This is a genomic window from Paenibacillus sp. LC231, from assembly GCF_001860525.1.
Lineage (GTDB): Bacteria > Bacillota > Bacilli > Paenibacillales > Paenibacillaceae > Paenibacillus_AQ.
The window spans coordinates 42,081-62,938 of sequence record NZ_JFOM01000005.1 but is presented as its reverse complement, the minus strand read 5'-3'; the positions used below and the strand labels follow the sequence as shown (position 1 = coordinate 62,938).

At 49.1% G+C, this 20,858-nt stretch carries 17 protein-coding genes; 13 read left to right on the top strand and 4 right to left on the bottom strand.

From position 1 onward, the window contains the following. Positions 1–92 precede the first annotated feature (92 nt). The 3 genes from AK95_RS01850 to AK95_RS01840 all read left to right on the top strand — a co-directional run bounded on the left by AK95_RS01850 (position 93) and on the right by AK95_RS01840 (position 4,018). Positions 93–1,646 (top strand): ABC-F family ATP-binding cassette domain-containing protein, encoded by a 1,554-nt coding sequence (locus AK95_RS01850; protein ID WP_071218209.1) that lies wholly within the window; start codon positions 93–95, stop codon positions 1,644–1,646. Positions 1,647–1,954: 308 nt separating this feature from the next. Next, positions 1,955–2,764 carry an aminoglycoside phosphotransferase family protein gene (locus tag AK95_RS01845; protein WP_071218208.1) on the top strand — a complete coding sequence of 270 codons (810 nt, stop codon included), beginning with the start codon at positions 1,955–1,957 and terminating at the stop codon, positions 2,762–2,764. A gap of 180 nt (positions 2,765–2,944) precedes the next feature. Then, positions 2,945–4,018 (top strand): ThiF family adenylyltransferase, encoded by a 1,074-nt coding sequence (locus tag AK95_RS01840; RefSeq protein WP_071218415.1) that lies wholly within the window; start codon positions 2,945–2,947, stop codon positions 4,016–4,018. Positions 4,019–4,107: 89 nt separating this feature from the next. On the opposite strand, the gene AK95_RS01835 is transcribed toward AK95_RS01840, so the two are convergent. Then, positions 4,108–7,458 (bottom strand): discoidin domain-containing protein, encoded by a 3,351-nt coding sequence (locus AK95_RS01835; protein WP_071218207.1) that lies wholly within the window; start codon positions 7,456–7,458, stop codon positions 4,108–4,110. Between the two features lie 227 nt (positions 7,459–7,685). Between AK95_RS01835 and AK95_RS01830 the strand changes: the two genes are divergently transcribed. Continuing rightward, complete coding sequence (locus AK95_RS01830; RefSeq protein ID WP_071218206.1) at positions 7,686–8,408, top strand: response regulator transcription factor; 723 nt, start codon at positions 7,686–7,688, stop codon at positions 8,406–8,408. 50 nt (positions 8,409–8,458) lie between these two features. On the opposite strand, the gene AK95_RS01825 is transcribed toward AK95_RS01830, so the two are convergent. Then, positions 8,459–8,953 carry a C40 family peptidase gene (locus AK95_RS01825; RefSeq protein WP_071218205.1) on the bottom strand — a complete coding sequence of 165 codons (495 nt, stop codon included), beginning with the start codon at positions 8,951–8,953 and terminating at the stop codon, positions 8,459–8,461. A gap of 268 nt (positions 8,954–9,221) precedes the next feature. Next, positions 9,222–9,866: a thiamine diphosphokinase gene (locus AK95_RS01820; RefSeq protein WP_071218204.1), complete on the bottom strand. Its 645-nt coding sequence runs from the start codon at positions 9,864–9,866 to the stop codon at positions 9,222–9,224. 135 nt (positions 9,867–10,001) lie between these two features. Between AK95_RS01820 and AK95_RS01815 the strand changes: the two genes are divergently transcribed. Together AK95_RS01815 and AK95_RS01810 are read left to right on the top strand one after the other, a co-directional pair. Beyond that, entirely contained in the window at positions 10,002–10,649 is a 648-nt protein-coding gene (locus AK95_RS01815) for a trimeric intracellular cation channel family protein (protein WP_071218414.1), read from the top strand. 80 nt (positions 10,650–10,729) lie between these two features. Next, positions 10,730–11,194 carry a low molecular weight protein-tyrosine-phosphatase gene (locus AK95_RS01810; protein WP_071218203.1) on the top strand — a complete coding sequence of 155 codons (465 nt, stop codon included), beginning with the start codon at positions 10,730–10,732 and terminating at the stop codon, positions 11,192–11,194. Between the two features lie 306 nt (positions 11,195–11,500). On the opposite strand, the gene AK95_RS01805 is transcribed toward AK95_RS01810, so the two are convergent. Continuing rightward, positions 11,501–12,229 (bottom strand): alpha/beta hydrolase, encoded by a 729-nt coding sequence (locus AK95_RS01805; RefSeq protein ID WP_071218202.1) that lies wholly within the window; start codon positions 12,227–12,229, stop codon positions 11,501–11,503. Between the two features lie 256 nt (positions 12,230–12,485). Between AK95_RS01805 and pdhA the strand changes: the two genes are divergently transcribed. The 7 genes from pdhA to AK95_RS01770 all read left to right on the top strand — a co-directional run bounded on the left by pdhA (position 12,486) and on the right by AK95_RS01770 (position 20,821). After that, positions 12,486–13,553, top strand: a complete 1,068-nt coding sequence (pdhA, locus tag AK95_RS01800) for a pyruvate dehydrogenase (acetyl-transferring) E1 component subunit alpha (protein ID WP_071218201.1) — start codon at positions 12,486–12,488, stop codon at positions 13,551–13,553. Between the two features lie 149 nt (positions 13,554–13,702). Next, on the top strand, positions 13,703–14,680 hold the full coding sequence (locus AK95_RS01795; RefSeq protein ID WP_071218200.1) for an alpha-ketoacid dehydrogenase subunit beta: 978 nt from the start codon (positions 13,703–13,705) through the stop codon (positions 14,678–14,680). A gap of 29 nt (positions 14,681–14,709) precedes the next feature. Next, positions 14,710–16,029, top strand: a complete 1,320-nt coding sequence (locus AK95_RS01790) for a dihydrolipoamide acetyltransferase family protein (RefSeq protein ID WP_071218199.1) — start codon at positions 14,710–14,712, stop codon at positions 16,027–16,029. 3 nt (positions 16,030–16,032) lie between these two features. Continuing rightward, entirely contained in the window at positions 16,033–17,448 is a 1,416-nt protein-coding gene (gene lpdA, locus AK95_RS01785) for a dihydrolipoyl dehydrogenase (protein WP_009589200.1), read from the top strand. Positions 17,449–17,647: 199 nt separating this feature from the next. Further along, the gene (thyA, locus tag AK95_RS01780) at positions 17,648–18,442 is read left to right on the top strand and encodes a thymidylate synthase (protein ID WP_071218198.1); all 795 of its coding nucleotides are present in this window, start codon (positions 17,648–17,650) and stop codon (positions 18,440–18,442) included. Positions 18,443–18,503: 61 nt separating this feature from the next. Beyond that, complete coding sequence (locus AK95_RS01775) at positions 18,504–18,992, top strand: dihydrofolate reductase (RefSeq protein ID WP_071218197.1); 489 nt, start codon at positions 18,504–18,506, stop codon at positions 18,990–18,992. Positions 18,993–19,333: 341 nt separating this feature from the next. Then, positions 19,334–20,821, top strand: a complete 1,488-nt coding sequence (locus AK95_RS01770) for a glutamate synthase subunit beta (protein ID WP_071218196.1) — start codon at positions 19,334–19,336, stop codon at positions 20,819–20,821. The last annotated feature ends 37 nt before the right edge of the window (positions 20,822–20,858 follow it).

The window sequence follows — 20,858 nt, the reverse complement described above, 5'->3', positions numbered from 1 at the left end:
CATGATGTGATACAATAAACTCTTGACTGTGTATATTTCGCTAAATTAACATGAAATAAGTTCATTTTATACAGACAGGAGTTACTATAGCCATGAGTTTATTGACTGTAGAGAACGTATCACATAATTTCGGGGAACGTACTCTATTTAAGAATGTATCCTTTCGTTTGCTGGCAGGCGAACATGTTGGTTTGGTTGGAGCAAACGGCGTAGGCAAATCAACGCTAATGAACATTTTGACCGGGCAGCTGTTAAAAGACAGCGGCAAGGTGGAGTGGACACCGAAGATCCGGTACGGGTACCTGGACCAGCACACCAAGCTGACACCTGGCAAAACGGTTCGCGATGTGTTAAAGGATGCCTTCCTGCCTCTACTGGAGCTGGAAAAAGAAATGATGGAGATCACCAATAAGATGAGTGATGCTTCTCCTGAAGAGTTGGAGCTGCTGCTCGAGCAAATGGGTGAAATTCAGGAGCAGCTGGATATCGGGGATTTCTACATGCTGGACGTAAAGGTTGAGGAGATGGCGAATGGTCTTGGATTATCCGTCATCGGCCTGGATCGCGATGTCGCAACTTTAAGCGGAGGACAGCGTACCAAAGTATTGCTTGCGAAGCTTCTTCTGGAGAAGCCGAATGTACTGTTGCTGGACGAGCCTACCAACTATCTGGATGTTGAGCATATTGATTGGCTCACTCAATATTTGAAGCAGTACCCATATGCTTTCATTTTGATATCCCATGATACGGAGTTTATGAACCAGGTGGTGGATGTGATCTATCATCTGGAATTTGCGAAATTAACTCGCTATACAGCGAACTACGAGAAGTTCCTGGAAATGGCTGATATCAATAAGAACCAGCATATTGATGCTTATGAGAAGCAGCAGGAGTTCATCAAGAAACAGGAAGACTTCATTCAGCGGAACAAGGCTCGTTATTCCACCTCTGGCCGGGCGAAGAGCCGGGAGAAACAGCTGGATCGTATGGAGCGGATTGACCGTCCGGAGGAAGCGGCTAAACCTGTGTTTAACTTCAAGGAAGCCCGTGCCAGCGGTAAAACGGTATTCGAGGGAATCGACTTTGAGATCGGATACGATCGGCCATTGCTCCCCAAAATGAATATCCTGATCGAGCGTGGAGAGAAAATTGCTATTGTAGGCTGTAATGGCGTAGGTAAATCAACGCTGCTGAAGACCATACTCGGCAAAATTCCAGCGCTCTCGGGGAAGACCTATCAAGGGGATTTCCTGGTGCCTGCTTATTTTGAGCAGGAAGTACGTCCAGGGAATATTACGCCGATTGATGATGTGTGGAACGAATTTTCCCATTTGAACCAGCACGAGGTTCGTGCAGCGCTTGCTCGCTGCGGGCTCAAAAACGAGCATATTACACGTCCAATGAAGGCACTTAGCGGCGGAGAGCAAGCCAAGGTCCGTCTGTGTAAACTTCTGATGCGCGAAAGCAACTGGATTCTGTTTGACGAACCGACGAACCACCTTGATGTTGTGGCTAAGGAGGAACTAAGACGTGCTTTGAAAGAATATAAAGGCACGATTCTGCTGGTTTCCCACGAACCTGAGTTTTATGAGGATTGGGTGACCAAGATCTGGAACGTCGAAGATTGGTCCAACCAGAATTCCTGATTCAATTCAGAATCCCCATCCTGCCCTCAGCAGGATATATGAAATGAAAACTTTGATTAGAATGAATGTATTAGTATTTTATAAGGAGGATGGGCAGATTGCTGCCTGTCCTCCTTTGATATATCCGGTAAGATGGACATTCGGTTTATGGTTTATTTGTGATATGCTAGAAACAACCTGAAACGAACGGAGGAGATGTTGATGGAAGACCTGGACTTATCCATCGGGGCATTATTATATGAAGGGGATTCGCATCCATAGCCCCGTTAACCCGTGTAATTCCCTTCTGAAGGGGAGACGTATTTAAAATGAATTCGGAACATAACTCCAGTCAGGGAGAGGACGTCGTCCTTTCTCCTGAAAAGTCGGTTGTACGGCAGGGCCAGATTGTGTACCGCCCATCAGGACCTTGGACGCCGGCTATACACTCATTGTTGAGGCATCTGAGGCAAACAGGGTTTACGTCGATTCCGGAAATTATAGGCTCTGGATGTAATGAGAATGGCCAAGAGATGTTAAGTTATATCGAAGGCGAATTTGTTCATCCCGGGCCCTGGAGCGACGAAGGCATCATCGAAGTAGGACAATTATTGCGTAAACTTCATGACGCTTCGGCTACATTTAAATCGCAGCCCGGGAGTGTCTGGAAGCCGTGGTTCCTGCGTGAGCTGGGTGACAGCAGACTTGTATACAGCCATGGTGATATTGCACCTTGGAATATGGTTACCCGTGATGGGATGCCAATTGCGTTAATTGACTGGGAATATGCCGGACCTGTACATCCGCTCGTCGAATTAGCCCGTGTGTGCTGGCTCTTTCCGCAGCTGCACGATGATGATGTTGCAGGAAGAGTTGGTCTGCCTGATGTTAATGCCCGTGCAAGGCAGCTCCGTTTATTGGTTGACGCCTATGGCGTCGATCCATCCCTTCGAACGGCTCTGTTTGATATGATCGTTGAGGTGGTCGTTCGGGAAACGGCAGAGGAAGCGATCGAGCTGCAGGTCACGCCGGAATCGGAAGGCCCTCTATGGGGATTGGCCTGGAGGGCGCGGAGTGCAGCCTGGATTCTGCGTCATCGCGGTGTCCTGGAGAAGGCGCTGAATACAAGGTTGTTTTAGGCTGAAATAGTAAACAGCCCATCCACTTCGGGGGATGGGTATTTCTAATCATAGGTTGTCATCTAAAAACTTCGAGAAGTCTTCTCTTATTTAGAAGATTTGCAGATATTGATCGGAGGATAATTCATGTCTCGTTTAAACGATAACAGGGAGGAAGTAAATCGTACGTTGCCTCACTTGATGGCAGCCTCGGAGTCTTCGGACCGCGGGGTAACAGTTCCTATGGAACGAGAGGATCGATATTCTAGGCAAGAGCGGTTTACCCCATTTGGAAAAGAAGGTCAGCTTCGCCTCCGAAAGAGCCATGTGCTCGTTCTTGGTGCCGGGGCACTGGGAAGCGCCGTAGCGGAAACTTTGGTTCGCGCAGGTGTCGGGCATGTAACCATCGTGGATCGAGATTACGTGGAATGGAGCAATCTGCAGCGTCAGCAGCTGTTTACCGAACAGGACGCGATCGATCGATTGCCGAAGGCCGTAGCAGCAGCTAAACGCTTATCTGCTATTAATTCAGACGTTATCGTGGACGGTATCGTTATGGATGTACGTGCGCAGGAACTGGCAGTACTCAGTCAAGGCGTTGATTTGATGATGGACGCTACCGATAATTTCGGAACCCGGCTAATCCTGAACGACATCGGATTTAAGTATGGAATCCCGTGGATTTACGGAGGCTGCGTCGGAAGCTCAGGCATGAGTTACACATTTTTGCCGGGAGAGACGCCATGCTTGAACTGTCTGCTGGGGACGATTCCCTTGGGCGGCGACACCTGCGACATTAACGGAATTCTTCCGCAAGCGGTACAGATGGTCGCTGCCCATCAAACGATGGAAGCGATGAAGCTTTTATCGGGGCATCGACATGTTCTTAGAAAAAAGATGCTGTCCTTCGATTTGTGGCGTAATGAACGGGTGGAGTTTGGTGTAGACCGAGCGAAAAAATCGGATTGCCCCACATGCGGGGAGCATCCGAAATATCCTTACTTGACGGCTGAACACGCGGATAAAAGCGAAGTGTTGTGCGGTAGGGATACGGTGCAGATCAGGCCAGCCAGACCCCTGCAGCTTCAATTGGACGAAATGGCTGAGCGATTGAACAAGCTTCATCAAGGAAAAGCAACCGTAACGCCGTATATGATCATCTATCAGGTGAATCCACATCGTTTGGTTATATTCCGGGACGGCAGAACCCTGGTGCATGGCACATCAGATATCGCCAAGGCCAGGTCGTTGTATAATCAATATGTTGGTGGTTAATCTGAAACAAACCTAACGTTATCTATCTAATCCGTCAACATCAAAAGGAGGAGTCGCACAGGACTCCTCCTTTTGATATTTAAGCCGGGTTATTGCACGATTAATTGAAAACCGTTCTGAATGAAAAACAAATCAGGATGAGCGATATTTTGCGTTGTCAGATTGTTAAATGTTGCCGACCCATTGCCCGTATAGGTGTAAATTGCCGCACCTGGATGAGGATTCGAGAATCTGGAGGATGTGACCCCGTCAAGCCCCGTACCGTCAATATGGATGTTGTTAAACACGATGTTCTGAAAACCGCCGCCATAACCAAGCTGAACTGCACTGCGCTGGGTGTTCAGGATATCGATGTTGGTAAACGTGACATTGCGGATCGCATCATTTGACGCTTCCAGATCGATGGCGCCGCGCTCCCCATCGTACAGGTCTTTACTGGTTCCACTCCCAATGATCGTTGTATCGGAGAACAGAATGCCGGTATTGTTCTGGAAATGGTAACCCGGGAACACGGTATTCATTCGAATACCGGAACCGCCTACGGTGTCAACAATCAGGTTGTGAGTAGCCTTATGACCGCTTCCCCCAAAGAATGCGATAGCTGCCGCACGCCAATTATTTTCGATGGTGTTATAGGAGAAGTTGTTGTTAACGCCCGCAGGTGCGCCATTCACGTTACTCGTCCATACGGCGAGACCATCGTCTCCGTTATTACGAATGCTGCTGTTACGTACGGTTGAATGGCTGGTTCCTTGGGCAAAATTAACACCGTCGGCAAGATTATTGCGGATCCGGCTGTTTTCAATGATCAGCCCCTCCGCGATGATGGCTGGGGTGTGCGCATAATCGCCTACCCAAAACCCACACTCAAAATGTTCAACCCACACATTGTGGATTTTGGAGTTGGTGCCGAAGTTATCCATAAATCCCTTGTAGACTGCGTTTTGATTATAACGTGACCGCAGATTTGAGTTGAGGTAGATATGGCTGAAATCAAGCTGACCCGCAATCCGAAGTGATATCCCTCCAGAAGCGGCATTCGGGTTGGTAAATTGAATATTGGTATGCCAGATGCCTGCCCCTATGATCTTGATGTCATCAATCATATTCCCAACCGAACCGATCTTCCACATGTTGCCCAGATGGAATGTCCCCTCAGGAATGTATAAGGTTTTGCCGGTTGAAGCGGCAGCCTGCACAGCATCTTCAAACGCCGATAGGTCATCTTGGCCGTCGTTCGGCGTTGCACCGAAATCCGTTACGGATACCGAGTTAGCCGGGCGGGCGATTGCCGCGGGGACCGGCTCGATTTCGATAAAATCAACGCCATATTCCAGGTTATCCGCATTGGATTTCTGAATACGGATTTTGTCACCCGGCTGGAGCGGCGTATCCATCTTCCAGTGTACTTCATCGAACCGGAAGAGCGGGCGTCCTCCACCTGGGGCGTCTGCAGGATGATCGCTGGAAAAATACTGCCAGCTGTAGTAAGAAGTTAATGGAACGGTTTTTTTCTTCGCACCATTTACATAAACGTCGAGCGAGCCGGTTAATCCCATGCCGTTTGATGAGTCCGGCATCGTATAGCGCATAGTGACGCCGGCTCCGCCCTCACCTGGTCGAACCGTCCACTCCAGATTGGACCCGTTGGAAGGAAGCGCGACATAACGCTGCCCGGATGCTTCCGATGCTGTGAGCGCTTGATCGAATGTCGGTGCCGTCTTCAGCTGAGCTCCGCCGCCGCGTAATGCATCATCCGTATCGTATCGGGTATATGGCATACTGGCACCGCGAGCGGAATATACCGTGAGATTCGCCTGGCTGACGTTGTTCTCCCGTTTGAGGGGTACTTCGTTTGTGTCGGGTGCCACGGTTGTTGTTACTGTATAGCTGCCATTTGTCGCTGTCCATGTGCCCGGAATATGGATAGGAGCAGAGGAACCTGCAGCGAGGGCGCCATCATAACTTCCGGTTAAGGTTTGAATTGTTGAACCGGCCGGATTTTTCAGAGCGACGGATATCGCATGGGATCCGCTTGCCGTGGCTTTGTTGCCCTGGTTCTTAAGATTAACGGTAAAGGCTACTGCGTTCCCTGCGACTGGAGTGGCGGGTGTCCATTGTACAGTTCCTACCAAATCGGAACTTTCAACGGCACCGATGACGAGCGGGGACGCATGCGAATAGCTGTTATTTTCATCATTCTGTTCCATGATTTCATTATCCTCATCAACCTTGGCACTGACGGAATAGGATCCAGCGGCCTTGGTACCGACTTGTAGAGTTACCGTTGTGGAAGCACCTGCCGCGAGCGGAGCTACCGGGGAGGAGCCTGCTTTATCCGCATTTAAGTAATAATTGAGCGTCGTAGCCCCGGCTTCCACGTCCCCAATGTTTTTAACCATAGCACGGAGTGTAATGTCATCGTTTTCAATCGGAGAAGATGGGGTCCATGACATATCCGTAATGGTCAGGTCCGGGTTCTGGGCGGCTGTGCCGTAAACTTCGAATTCCGCAATCTGCCCGGCCGGTGCGCCGGTATTGGACGTTATGTTTAATTGAAGACGTTTCACGGTTGCCGTTACGGGAATCGTCACAAAGTTGCCGGACGCGGGGTTGAACGTATAGGACTGTGCCGATACCAAATTGCTAAAATTTGTTGTGCTCTGGTCATGTCCGAGCACTTGTATGGTTTGGGTGCGCGTGCTCCACGCCGGAGACGGATTCAGCTTCAGTACGATGGAGGCGATATCGTGATTCGTTCCCAAGTCGAGCGTCAGGGTGCTTGGATTGCTTCCGCCTTCCCAGTAGGTTTGGATGTCGTTGTCGTTAGCTTGGGTTGCAGTGTACGTAAAGGTGCTTGAGGAGGCGGTAATCGGTTTGCCGCTGGCGATATTGTTTCCCGTTGGAGGCGTTGGCGGGGAGACCGATGGTCCATAAATCTCGAACTCAGACAGCTGCGCAGCCGGCCACGTCGTGTTGCTGGTTACGGTCAGGCGAACATATCTCGTGCTCGCTTCATCAAAACGGATGGTCACCGAGTTTCCTGATGTAGAGGGGTTAAATTCATAGTCGGCCGAGTCCGCCAAATTGGAGAATGTCGAACCGTTCGAGCTGCCTTGTACGGTTAGCGTTTGTGTCCGAGACTCCCAGGTGGCAGGAAGTTTAAGAACGACCCGGTTGATGCTGGTGTCAGCGCCAAGATCGATTTGAATCCACTGCGGAAACGCATGATTGGTGCTTTCCCAGTACGAACCCTGATTGCCATCGATAACGTTAGCTGGCCCGTAGGTTTGGGATTGACCGCTTGCTGTTATAGCTTTGCCAAGCGAGAGGTTGGTTTCGGCTGCTGCCGAAACCGGGGCTGGCGGCACTGTGGCTGTGCATACGATAGATAACAGCAAAGCCATGACAAGAGGCCATACCACGAGTTTGTTGCGCATGTTATTTTCCTCCTCCAGAGTGTTCACTCGATATTTTTCGATTAAATGACCTAATCGGTGAAGATATCCCCCTTTCCTAATCCTTTATCCCATTATAAAAATAGCGCCGCTTCGGAGATAAGATGTATTACTACGGAAAACGTGCGTGATCCGAGCATCTTTTGGAGTGAAAGCAGGATGAAACAGCCATACTTACATTATTAAGCGTTGAAAGCGGGGGGGAACCCGTGGAGAAAGTAATACTGATCGCGGCAGATCATCAAGATCGGGTCCAGAGCGTTATGGAGATATTGGAACAAGCGGGCTATAAGGTTAAACACGCCATGAATTATTCGGAAGTGGTCGCCGTTTTGCAGCGTTCAGGCGCAGACCTGCTGCTTATCGACAGCAGATTGCCGGGTATGAGCGAATTCAATCTCGTGGAGCGATTGACGGGCAAAAGGGAACAGATCCCGATCATCATCATCGGAAATGACGGTTCTGATGAAGCCATTCAGGCATTGGAGGCAGGTGCCCATGACTACATCCCTAATGATAGAGATACAAGGGAGCTGTTGGCGCGTATTGCCAATTTACTGAAACTATTTCAGACTGGTCGCATGGAACAAGAAGAAGCCATCCGAATCGGAGATCTGGTGATCGATCCTCTGAGCCGGAATGTATCCCGAGCAGAGGAAGGGATTGAGCTGACTCATCGCGAATATGATCTGCTGTTGTTTTTGGCTAGAAGGCAGGGGCAGGTATGCACGCGTGAGGATATATTAAAACAGGTGTGGGATTACGATTTTCATACGGGCACCAATGTGGTAGATGTGTATATTCTTCATCTGAGAGAGAAAATCGATCGAGGGCGCAAACAAAAGTTGCTGCGAACGATTCGGGGAACCGGATATAAACTGCTATCGGAGGAAGAAATCAATGCTGCAAGCAAAAAAGACCGCCTTCCGTGAGAGGAAGACGGTCTTTGATATAATTCCATAGTAACAATGGAGTAATTAAACTACAGTACGCGACGAGCTTTCAGGTAAGTTTTGCTCCAGTTGCCAGACAGGCTGGAGATGGTTACGCCAGGCTTGCCGTAGGTGTGCAAAATTTTGTTGTTACCCATATATACGGCAACGTGAGTCACGTTTCGGCCATTTGCACGGCTTCCGCTCGAGAAGAATACCAAATCGCCGGCTCTCAGGTTCGATTTCGATACCGCTTTACCCACTTTGGATTGAGCAGCAGATGTACGAGGCAGATTCACGCCGTATTTTTTGAAGATATGCTTCATAAAGGAAGAGCAATCAAATACTCTTGTAGTGGATGTAGATGCTCCAAATTTATAAGGTGTTCCCATATATTGTTTACCGAAGTTAACGACTCGAGTTCCTGTGCTTACCGATGCTGCTTCTACAGGAGCCGGTGGTGCAACAGTAAGAACTGCTCCTACACCCAAAGTTGCGCTCAAGCTGATTACTACGGCCTTCTTAATCCAATGCTGTCGATTCATGTTGTTATTACCTCCAAGCAGTTTTGTTTTTTGCGATGAACCGAGTATATCAGATTTGAAACCGACTATATTTTGGTTAATCGGCGCAAACCCTTGGGCCGCATGAAATGAAAGCGGATTATTAAAATGTCATTAAAAGTTACAAAATATTAAGAAATGAGTGCAGTCGATGAGTTGGGAATGAGAAAAAACCCTTGATACACAAGGGTTTTTAGCGATGGATTTGATTGTTAACATTACCGTATCAAAGATGACAAAATAGTAACGATTAGCGGTCTTTACTCTGAATAATAAGGAGCAGACCGCCTTCGATCCGGACCGTCCCTTTGTCCTCAGCCAGCTTATTGCTGACTCCTAATGACTGCCCCAATCGCAATGTGGCGTCGTGGAGCGGGTACTCGAATCCTTCGAGATTAATCCCGGTCACTTCCGTTGTCAGCGGCAGCAGGGAGACATATGTAAACCCTTTGTTCTCGACAATGCAGCTGGAGCCTGTCAGGGTAATAAAATTGTTCTCATCTAATATAGAACACGGAATATGATGTTGGAGTCCGCGAATCAGCATGTGGATATTAGCCAGTGTGTGATCGAGGCGTGTCCCTGTTGCTCCCAGAATCATGATGGATTCGGGGGAATGCTCCAGTGCCAGCTCGAAGGCGAGCTCGGTGTCGGTTAAATTTTTATCGATCGGATCACAGTCAATCACCTTGCCGCTCATGGAGCGTACTCGATCCATCTGTTCTGGCGGTATGGAGTCGAAATCTCCAACGGACAGGTCGGGTTTGATCCCATGTTCAATCAGGTAGAGGGCTCCGCGATCAGCCCCTATAATGAAGTCCCCGTTTTGAACCTCATCCAGGAATTGTGGTGACAACTCCCCACCTGTAAAGATCAGGACGCGAGTATGTTTCATTATAATTCCTCCTTTTTCGAGAGAATTGTCATTGTATTCTAGTATAGAGCAGTTTTCATGCTTGCACAATTTTAATAGGCACGGCTACAATGTAGTATGTAAATTGACGGGGGACGGGGGAACTGAATTTTGGACATGCATGTGTTTGACGTATTCAGTATCATTGGCACCATTGCGTTTGCCATGTCCGGAGCTTTTGTAGCTATGGAAGAGGAATACGATATTCTGGGGGTTGTGGTATTAGGTTTAGTCACGGCCTTCGGCGGGGGTATTATAAGAAACGTACTGATCGGCGTGCCGGTTACCACCTTGTGGGGACAGGGCGATTTAATCATGCTCGCGATGATTTCAGTATTTGTAGCGTTTGTGTTGCCGCTCGGCTTGATTCAGCACTGGAAGAAAACGGAGGCGCTGTTCGATGCGATCGGACTATCTGCCTTTGCGATTCAAGGGGCTCTATATGCTACGCAAATGAATCACCCCATGAGCGCGGTGATTGTGGCTGCTGTGCTTACCGGAAGCGGCGGGGGAATGGTCCGCGATTTATTGGCAGGGCGGAAGCCGTTGGTGCTCCGTGATGAGATCTATGCGGTGTGGGCCATGATAGCAGGGGTCGCCATCGGCCTTGGCGTGGCCACCAAGACTTGGGAGCTGCTTACTCTGTTTGTAGTGGTGATTGTATTCCGGATGCTGTCCGTGCTTTATAAATGGAGACTGCCCAGAAGGTCGCTGCACGAAGGCCATCCTACAGTAGCCAGTGGAAAAAAAGTCAGTTCAGGTTAATGGATGGTAGGTAACGTCATGCATGAATTAGAATTTCCTCGTGAAATGACGATGAATTATAGCGTGAAGGAGAGAGGATTATGGTATCCGTCTTGTTTGTATGTTTGGGCAATATCTGCCGCTCGCCGATGGCGGAAGCGGTGCTGCGACATAAAATTGAACAGCGTGGACTGCAGGATAAGATCAGCGTGGATTCTGCCGGCACAGGAGATTGGCATATCGGAAGCGTTCCCCATGAAGGAACCCGAAAGCTGCTGGACAGCTGGCAAATCAGCTACGAGGGAATGGTCGCCCGCAAAGTGGTAAGCCAGGACCTCGTCAAGTTCGATTACGTTATCGGCATGGATGATTCAAATGTGACGAATTTGCGCAAGCTAGCGGGAGGCGACCAGGCCGCGATTCTGAAGTTTATGGATTTGCTCCCTGATGAAAAGCTGCGCGAGGTGCCGGATCCGTATTTCACTGGAAATTTTGATGAAGTGTATCGTCTTATAGATGCGGGGTGTGACATCTTACTGGACAAAATCATGAAAGAAAAGCTATAATCGATTCGAACAAGCGGTGAGTCTACCGCTTTTTTGACGAGAATAATTGAAAGCGATACCAAGAAGAACGGGCTGCTGAACATAAAAGATGAACAATGCACATTCCAGAAAAAATGCGCGGTTGTTCATCTTTTTTTGAAGTGAAGCCACAGGAGCGCATAGCTTGCGCTTCCTGTTGGATCATAGGTATTCTTTTTTGCCAACTGCTTTAAAGCGTAAAGCGTAAAAAGTCCCCAGTGGGACAGGCTATGAACTTTGCTGTAACAGGTCATTTATATAAGCCAACGGATTTTGCCAATCAATCGATTAATCCAGGAAGTACATAAGAGCAGCAGGGAGCTCTTTTTGCCAGAATCCCCAAAGGTGACGGCCGTCTTTTTCAAGATAAGATATGGTGGCACCCCGTTCTTCCAGCAACGCCTTTGTTGAACGATTCAATTCAACGAAGTTATAGACACCTGTATCGGTTGCATAGTTGTCTTCTTGCAAGCCTACAATCATATAGATGTCGAGCCAGGACAAATCCTTCTCTTCTCTGATCATATTCTGGGACTTCTCATAGAAGGCGCCGGACAAGCTGATGATTCGGGTGAAGAGATGCGGGTAACGCAAGGCTAGATGCACGGATACGCTTCCTCCAAGGGAGTCGCCGGCGAGTACTCTTTCGGCAGGCTCTTTGCGCACAGGATATTTTTGTTCGACGAAGGGAATAATCTCTTCGGCGAAGCAGGATAGGTAAGCGTCGAACCGGTTGCCGAATGGCGCGTACTCCTCGGTGCGAACTTTGGTGTTCACTTCCACGCCTACAATGATGAACGGCTCCACGCCTTCTTCGAGAATGAGCTGGTTGGCCCAAGTCGCGATACGACCAAAATTGAAGAATTCCTCTCCATCCTGGCAGTACACGACGGGATAGCTGAGAATTTCATTGTATCCGGGAGGAAGGTAGATGCGCAGCGTTCGATTCTCCTGCAGAAACTGGCTTTCAATCACTTCTTTTACGATGGTTCGCTTCAATAAACGTTCATTCGTCATCATTCGTCACCTTTTTCGGGTTAGTTTTTGAAATGCGGTAAACAATAAGTTAAAATTACCCTGACATGTTGAAGTTGGCTGCTGTTCTATGATGTTTGTCATACTGTTATAGTATTATTCACAAACTGTTATACATACAAACGCTAAGAAATATGAAATTTTATCCCGTATTTCTTTGACGAATGAAGTAAAACAGGTGTATAATAATTCTATAACAGCGGAACTTGATATTCAAATATTTATTGAGGTGAAAAAAATGACCAAGGTTCCTTATGAAGTATATACCGAGGAAGTCGATACTCTATCTGTACTTTCCCCGGATGGCAAAATCGTAAACAAAGATCTTCTGCCTGAATTGTCAGACGATCAACTGAAAGAAATTATGTACCGTATGGTATTTACCCGTACTTGGGACGACCGTGCCGTAAATCTCGGCCGCCAAGGACGTCTCGGTTTCTATGCTCCTGTATCCGGTCAAGAAGCGACGATGGTAGGTAGCGAATTCGCGCTTGTGAAAGACGACTTTGTCTGCCCGGGCTACCGTGATATGCCGCAAATCGTATGGCATGGACTTCCGCTTTATCAAGCATTCCTCTATTCCCGCGGACATCAGCATGGCGGACAAATTCCGGAGGGTGTTAACGTATTGATGCCTCAGATCATCATTGGCGCGCAAATCTTGCATGCTATGGGTATCGCTATGGGTTACAAACTGAAGAAGCAAAAACAAGTGGTTATAACGTATACCGGTGACGGCGGCTCTTCCGAAGGCGATTTCTACGAAGGCTTGAACTATGCAGGCGTGTACAAACTGCCGGTTATCTTCTTCGTGCAAAACAACGGCTATGCCATCACGACTCCATTCTCCAAGCAGACTGCAGCATTGTCGATCGCACATAAAGCTGTAGCAGCTGGTATCAAGGGTGTTAAGGTTGACGGCATGGACGTCCTCGCTGTGATCAAGGCCGTTCGTGATGCTGCAGAACGCGGCCGCAATGGCGAAGGCGCAACGCTTATCGAAGCTGTGACATACCGTTTCCGTCCGCATTCCCTGTCTGACGACGCTTCGAAATATCGTACGAAGGAAGAAGAGGGCGAGTGGAACGAGAAGGATCCGATCGCACGTCTTGCGAAGTACCTGGAAGCAAAAGGCCTCTGGACAGAGGAAGATACAGCTCGCGTGAAAGAAGAAGCGAAAGCGAAAGTCAACGAGCAAATTAAAAAAGCAGAACAAACGGAAAAAATGACAGTACCTGGTTTGATCGACAGCATGTTCGAGCAAACGCCGAAGCATCTGGAAGAGCAGAAAGCTGATTTCCAATAAAAATGACGGCCGATGATTGTCAAAGGTTTGATCCTGGATAATCATCTGGTTTTGTCATGGCGGCATCAGGTCGGTTTTTGAACGTTTTGACATCGATATATACACTGTAATTTTTAGTGAACTGTATTTCTTAAGGAGGAAATGAAGCAATGGCACAAATGAACATGAAAGAAGCGATTCGCGACGCCATGCGCGTTGAATTGAGCCGTGACCCTAACGTTGTCATCTTCGGTGAAGACGTAGGTAATGTCGGCGGTGTTTTCCGGGTAACGGAAGGCCTTCAAAAAGAATTCGGGGAAGAGCGCGTATTCGATACGCCGCTGGCTGAGTCCGCTATTGGCGGTTTGGCGGTAGGTCTCGGTATTCAAGGCTTCCGTCCGATCGCTGAAATTCAATTCGTTGGATTTATCTTTGAAGCGCTCGACCAAATCGTCGTTCAAGCAGCGCGTATGCGTTACCGTTCCGGTGGACGTTACAACTCCCCGATCGTATTCCGTACGCCATTCGGCGGCGGGGTTAAAGCGGCTGAGCTGCACACCGATGCACTCGAAGGTTTGATCACGCAAACCCCGGGTATTAAAGTTGTAGTACCTTCCAATCCTTATGATGCAAAAGGACTCATGATCGCAGCAATTCGCGACAATGACCCTGTGTTCTTCATGGAGCACTTGAACCTGTATCATGCGTTCCGCGCTGAAGTTCCTGAAGGTGATTACACGGTTGAGCTTGGTAAAGCTAACGTGGTTCGCGAAGGAACCGACGTTACGATTATCGCTTACGGTTTGATGGTTCATACCGCAACGAAAGCGGCGGACGAACTTGAGAAGAACGGAATCAAAGCGGAAATCATCGACTTGCGCACGATCTCTCCAATCGACATCGATACTGTGCTTGCTTCGGTTAAGAAAACCAACCGTGCCATCGTGGTTCAAGAAGCGCAAAAGTCTGCAGGCGTAGCCGCAGAAGTTATCGCTCAAATCAACGAGAAAGCGATTCTGCACCTGGAAGCTCCAGTGCTTCGCGTGACTCCGCCGGATACCGTGTATCCATTCGCGCAAATCGAGGACACTTGGTTGCCTACTCCAGCACGTATCGTGGATGCCGTCAATAAAGTAATGAATTTCTAATAGCAGCAATTTCTAGGGAGGTTTTTCAGTTGGCAAAATTTGAATATCGTTTTCCAGAGCTGGGTGAAGGTCTGCATGAAGGTGAAATCATCAAAATGCATATCAAGCCAGGCGACAAAGTAACAGACGACGACATCATCATGGAAGTACAGAACGACAAGGCGGTCGTAGAAGTTCCTTGTCCCGTGAACGGTACGGTTCAAGAAGTTTTTGCCAAGGATGGTCAAGTATGCCGTGTCGGTGAAGTGGTAGCTATCATCGATGCTGAAGGCGACATTCCTGAGCAAGAGGCTCCTGCTGAAGAGCAGTCTGCACAAGAAGCTGACGCAGCTAAAGGCAGCGCGGATACAACTTCTTCCCCGGCTCAAGATGCACCGGCTGACGCTAAACAAGGCGGAAACGGTGGAGCAGCTGCACCAGCAGCGCCTAACCGTGAAGTTCTGGCTACGCCAAGCGTGCGTAAATTCGCTCGCGAGCAAGGCGTAGACATTGCACAAGTGCAGGGCTCCGGCAACAACGGTAAAGTGACTCGCGACGATGTTGAAGCCTTCAAGAACGGTGGAGGCCAAGCAGCGGCTCCTGCGCAAGAAGCAGCTTCCGAAGCGAAAGCAGCTCCTGCAGCAGCATCCGCAGCGGTGGACACTCGTGCAGAAGAAGAGCGCGTACCATTCAAAGGTATCCGTAAAGCGATCTCGAACGCTATGGTTAAATCGGCTTACACAGCTCCTCACGTTACGATCATGGACGAAGTGGACGTAACCGAGCTGGTAGCGTTCCGTACCCGCATGAAACCGATCGCTGAGAAAAAAGGCACGAAAGTTACGTATCTGCCATTCATCGTTAAAGCACTCGTTGCGGCTAGCCGTCAGTTCCCGGCTTTGAATGCGATGATCGACGAAGAAGCGAACGAAATCGTGTACAAAAAATACTACAACATCGGTATCGCTACGGATACAGACAACGGTCTGATCGTACCGGTTATCAAAGATGCGGATCGTAAGAGCATCTGGATGATCGCTGACAGCATCCGTGATCTGGCTGCTCGCGGCCGTGAAGGCAAACTGTCTCCTAACGAAATGAAGGGCAGCACGATTTCCATCACGAACATCGGATCCGCAGGCGGCATGTTCTTTACGCCAATCATTAACTTCCCAGAGGTTGCTATTCTCGGTACCGGCCGCATCAGCGAAAAGGCGGTTGTGAAGAACGGCGAGATTGTAGCAGCACCTGTTATGGCATTGTCCTTGAGCTTTGACCACCGTATCATCGACGGCGCAACGGCTCAAAACTTTATGAACTATATTAAACAACTGCTCGCTAACCCTGAGCTGCTTGTTATGGAGGTGTAACTAATGGTAGTTGGAGATGCTTCTTTAGATATTGATACTCTAGTCATTGGTGCTGGTCCTGGTGGTTATGTGGCGGCGATTCGTGCCGCCCAACTGGGTCAAAAGGTTCTGATCGTTGATAAATCGGAACTCGGCGGTGTTTGCTTGAACCGTGGTTGTATTCCTTCCAAGGCTTTGATCGCTGCAGCTCATCAGTTCGAGTCCGCTAAGCATGCCGATGCATTCGGTATTTCCGTGGAGAACGTAACGGTTGATTTCGCGAAAACACAGGAATTCAAAAACGGCGTTGTCAAAAAAATGACTGGCGGCGTAGCCGGTTTGCTGAAAGGCAACAAAGTGGAAGTTTTCAACGGCGAGTGCATGTTCATCAACGAAAACGAAGCGCGTGTATTCAATGATCATGAATCACCGCGTTACCGCTTCAAGAACTGCATCATTGCTACAGGTTCCCGTCCAATCGAACTGAAGCCATTCCCGTTTGGCGGACGCATCCTGTCTTCTACCGAAGCATTGAACCTGCCTGAGGTACCGAAGAGCATGATCGTAATCGGTGGCGGCTACATCGGTGCCGAGCTTGGTCAAATGTACTCCAAATTCGGTTCGAAAGTAACGATCATCGAAGGTCTGGACAGCGTTTTGGCTGGCTTTGACAAAGACATGACAAGCCTCGTTACGAAAAACATGAAGAAAACCGGTATCGAAATTATCACAGGTGCTAAAGCTGAAAGTGCCGAGCAAAACGATAAAGAAGTTACCGTGAAATACTCCGTGAATGGCGAAACCAAAGAAGTAACAGCAGATTACCTGCTGGTTACGGTTGGCCGTCGTCCGAACACGGATGGAGAGCTTGGCCTTGATCTGATCGGCCTCGATATGGATGAGCGCGGATTCGTGAAAGTCGACCATCAAGGACGCACAAGCATTCCTCATATCTTCGCGATCGGGGATATCGTATCCGGTCTGGCGCTTGCACACAAAGCTTCCTATGAAGGTAAAGTGGCTGCTGAGGCCATTTCCGGAATGCCGTCCGTCGTGGATTACAAATGTATTCCAGCCGTTGTGTTTACGGATCCAGAATGCTCCAGCGTAGGTTACACCGAAGCTCAAGCGAAGGAAAAAGGCCATAAAGTGAAAGCAGGCAAATTCCCTTACGCAGGTAACGGACGTTCTGTATCCTTGAACCATCCGGAAGGTTTCGTGAAGATCGTAGCTGAAGAAGGAACAGGACTTATTCTCGGAGCGCAAATCGTAGGTCTGGAAGCTTCCAACCTGATTGCAGAGCTCGGTCTTGCTATTGAGATGGGCGCTACGCTTGAAGATGTGGCCTTGACCATCCATGCGCATCCGACGCTTGGCGAAATCGTAATGGAAGCTGCGGAATTGGTTATGGGTCATCCGATCCACATCATTGCCCGTTAATCCAAACGACGTTCGTTTTTTCGAGTCATTATATATTCGGCCAGGAGGCAGAGAACGCGCAGGCGGTTTCTGCCTCCTGTTTTTTATGAGGATACGGCAAGTGATATCCGGCCATTTTCGGCAGGGTTATTTTAAGCATCCCAATCATTCCACGAACATGGTAGACTGTTGATATGAGATTCTAGTGAGGTGACTATACATGAAACAATACTTGGAGCTGCTGCAAGACATTCTTGATCATGGCGTAGAGAAAGGGGACCGCACGGGGACGGGAACGTTATCCGTATTTGGAAGACAGCTGCGGTTTGACCTTTCTAAAGGCTTTCCTCTGATGACAACCAAGCGGATTCACTTAAAATCGGTGATACATGAGCTTCTCTGGTTCTTAAGCGGGGAAACGAATATCCGGTATCTAAAAGAAAACGGCGTGCGGATATGGGACGAATGGGCAGATGAGAACGGCGATTTGGGACCGGTCTACGGCTCGCAGTGGCGAGCGTGGGAAACGCCGGATGGACGCCATATCGACCAGATTGCCAACGTCATCGATTCGATTAAAAACAATCCCGACTCCCGGCGGCATATCGTCAGTGCCTGGAACGTGGCAGAGATCGATAACATGAAGCTGCCTCCATGCCATTTTGTATTCCAATTCTACGTGGCGGGCGGGAAGCTCTCCTGTATGCTTACCATGCGTTCTGTGGACAGCTTCCTCGGACTTCCGTTCAACATTGCGAGTTATGCACTGCTTACCCATATGGTTGCCCAGCAGTGCGGCCTGGAGCCGGGTGAATTCATCTGGTCCGGTGGCGACGTCCATATCTATTCCAATCATATGGAACAGGTCAGAACGCAGCTTGAACGCGAGCCTTATGAGCTGCCGAAGCTGGTCATCAAGCGCAAGCCGGAGAGCATCTTTGATTATACATTCGAAGACTTTGAATTCGAGGGTTACCAGTATCATCCAACCATTAAAGCGACCGTAGCTGTGTAAATAAACAAGTTGTACCGATATTCGGCGCAATCCATTTGTACAAGGAAGGAGTGACGGTGTAATGATATCGATGATTTGGGCAATGGGCAAGGACCAGGTAATCGGGCTGAACGGCACCATGCCGTGGCGATTGCCGCGTGATATGGCCTTCTTCAAGGAGACGACCCTGCACAAAACGATTCTGATGGGGCGCAAGACCTGGGAGTCCTTTGGCAGCAAACCTCTGCCTCACCGAAAGAATATCGTGCTGACGAGAGACCGAAGTTTCACGCTGACGGACGATCAGGGCATCGTGATCCATGATGTGGATGAAGCCCTTCCCTACGCGGAGAACGCAGAGCTGATGGTGATCGGCGGATCCCAGATTTATGAATTGATGCTTCCGAAAGCGGATCGGTTGTACTGCACGTTTATTGATGAAACTTTTGAAGGGGATACGTTCTTCCCTGAAGTGAACTGGGACGAATGGGAAATTGTCGAAGAAGTTCCCGGCATAACGGATGAAAAGAACCCGTATGCCTACCGGTTTGTTACGTTTGAACGAAAATAATGAGCTTGATGACGAGCTTTGAGGGGATAGACATACTCCAATCCATCCATGTTGACAACGTTTTGTTAGTAGGATAATACAAATGATCATGCATATAGTCCATTTAACAGGAGAAAAGCGAAATGCTACTATATTTTTAATGTTTATACAAATCGCTGCTTAAATAGCCGCTAATCATGGGGATTCATGCTCTGATAAAAAATTTTTTAGCATAAATAGAAAAAATAAATCAGACTGAAACCTGTTTCTTGGGTCATCTGAAGATCGATGTCGGATGATTTATGATATGATAAATTGTACATGGTAACCAGCATGGATAGAACGGATGGGGGTAAAGCAGTATGTCTACACCAACAGGATTTATGGAATATCAGCGCCAGCTTCCGGCAGATCGGAGCCCGGCCGAACGAGTTAAAGACTGGGAAGAGTTTCATAAACATTTAGAAGAAGATGAGCTCCAGACCCAGGGAGCACGCTGCATGGACTGCGGTACGCCATACTGCCATACAGGAATCGATATGCTCGGCGGCACTTCGGGTTGCCCGATTCATAATCTGATTCCGGAATGGAACAATCTTGTATACCGGGGCTTGTGGAGAGAAGCCTTGGAGCGTCTCCACAAAACAAACAACTTCCCTGAGTTTACCGGACGCGTATGTCCTGCTCCTTGTGAGGGGTCCTGCACCGTCGGTTTGATTGGGGAGCCGGTCACGATAAAATCCATCGAGCAAGCGATCATCGACAAGGGCTTTGAAGAAGGCTGGGTCGTTCCCGAGCCGCCGGCGAAGCGTACGGGACGCCGCGTAGCCGTTGTCGGTTCTGGTCCGGCAGGGCTGGCTGCGGCTGCTCAATTGAACAAAGCAGGCCATTCCGTAACCGTCTATGAACGTGCCGACCGTATCGGCGGATTGTTGACTTACGGGATTCCATCCATGAAGCTGGACAAGGGTATTGTTCAGCGCCGTGTAGATCTGCTCGCAGCGGAAGGCGTCGAATTCGTTGTCAACACCGAGATCGGCAAAGACATTCCCGCCAAGCAGCTGATGGAAGACTATGATGCCGTCGTACTGTGCGGCGGTGCAACAAAACCGCGTGAATTCAATATTGAGGGAAGTGACCTCAAGGGCATTCATTATGCGATGGACTATCTGAACGGAACCATCAAGAGCCTGCTGGATTCGGGTCTCGAGGATGGCAACTACTTGTCGGCAAAAGACAAGGACGTTATTGTCATCGGCGGCGGTGACACCGGCTCTGACTGCGTCGCAACAGCGCTTCGCCACGGCTGCAGCAGTGTTACCCAGTTCGGCACGCATAAACAGGCTCCGCTGCAGCGTGATCCGATTGCGAACCCTTGGCCGCAGTTCCCGAACGTGTACACGCTCGATTATGCACACGAGGAAGCCAAAGCGCTGTTTGGCAGCGATCCACGCGAATTCTCCATTATGACCACGAAATTTGTCGGGGATGAAGAGGGCAATCTGAAGGAGCTCCATACCGTTCAAATCGAGCGTATTGTAGACGAAACCGGCCGTAAAGTGTATCAACCGATTCCGGGCACGGAGAAAGTATTTCCTGCTCAAATGGCGTTCATTGCCATCGGTTTTGACGGACCGGAGCATACGCTGGTCGAGCAGCTTGGACTTGAAACGGATCGCCGTTCCAATGTGAAAGCGCCGTATGGCAAATATACGACCAATGTAGATAAAGTATTTGCCGCCGGGGACATGCGTCGCGGACAAAGCCTCGTGGTATGGGCCATCAACGAAGGCCGCGAGGTAGCGCGTGAGGTAGACAAATATTTGATGGGTGCGACCGTACTGGTTTAATCCTTCTCCTAAATATGCTATCATATGAATAGTAGTT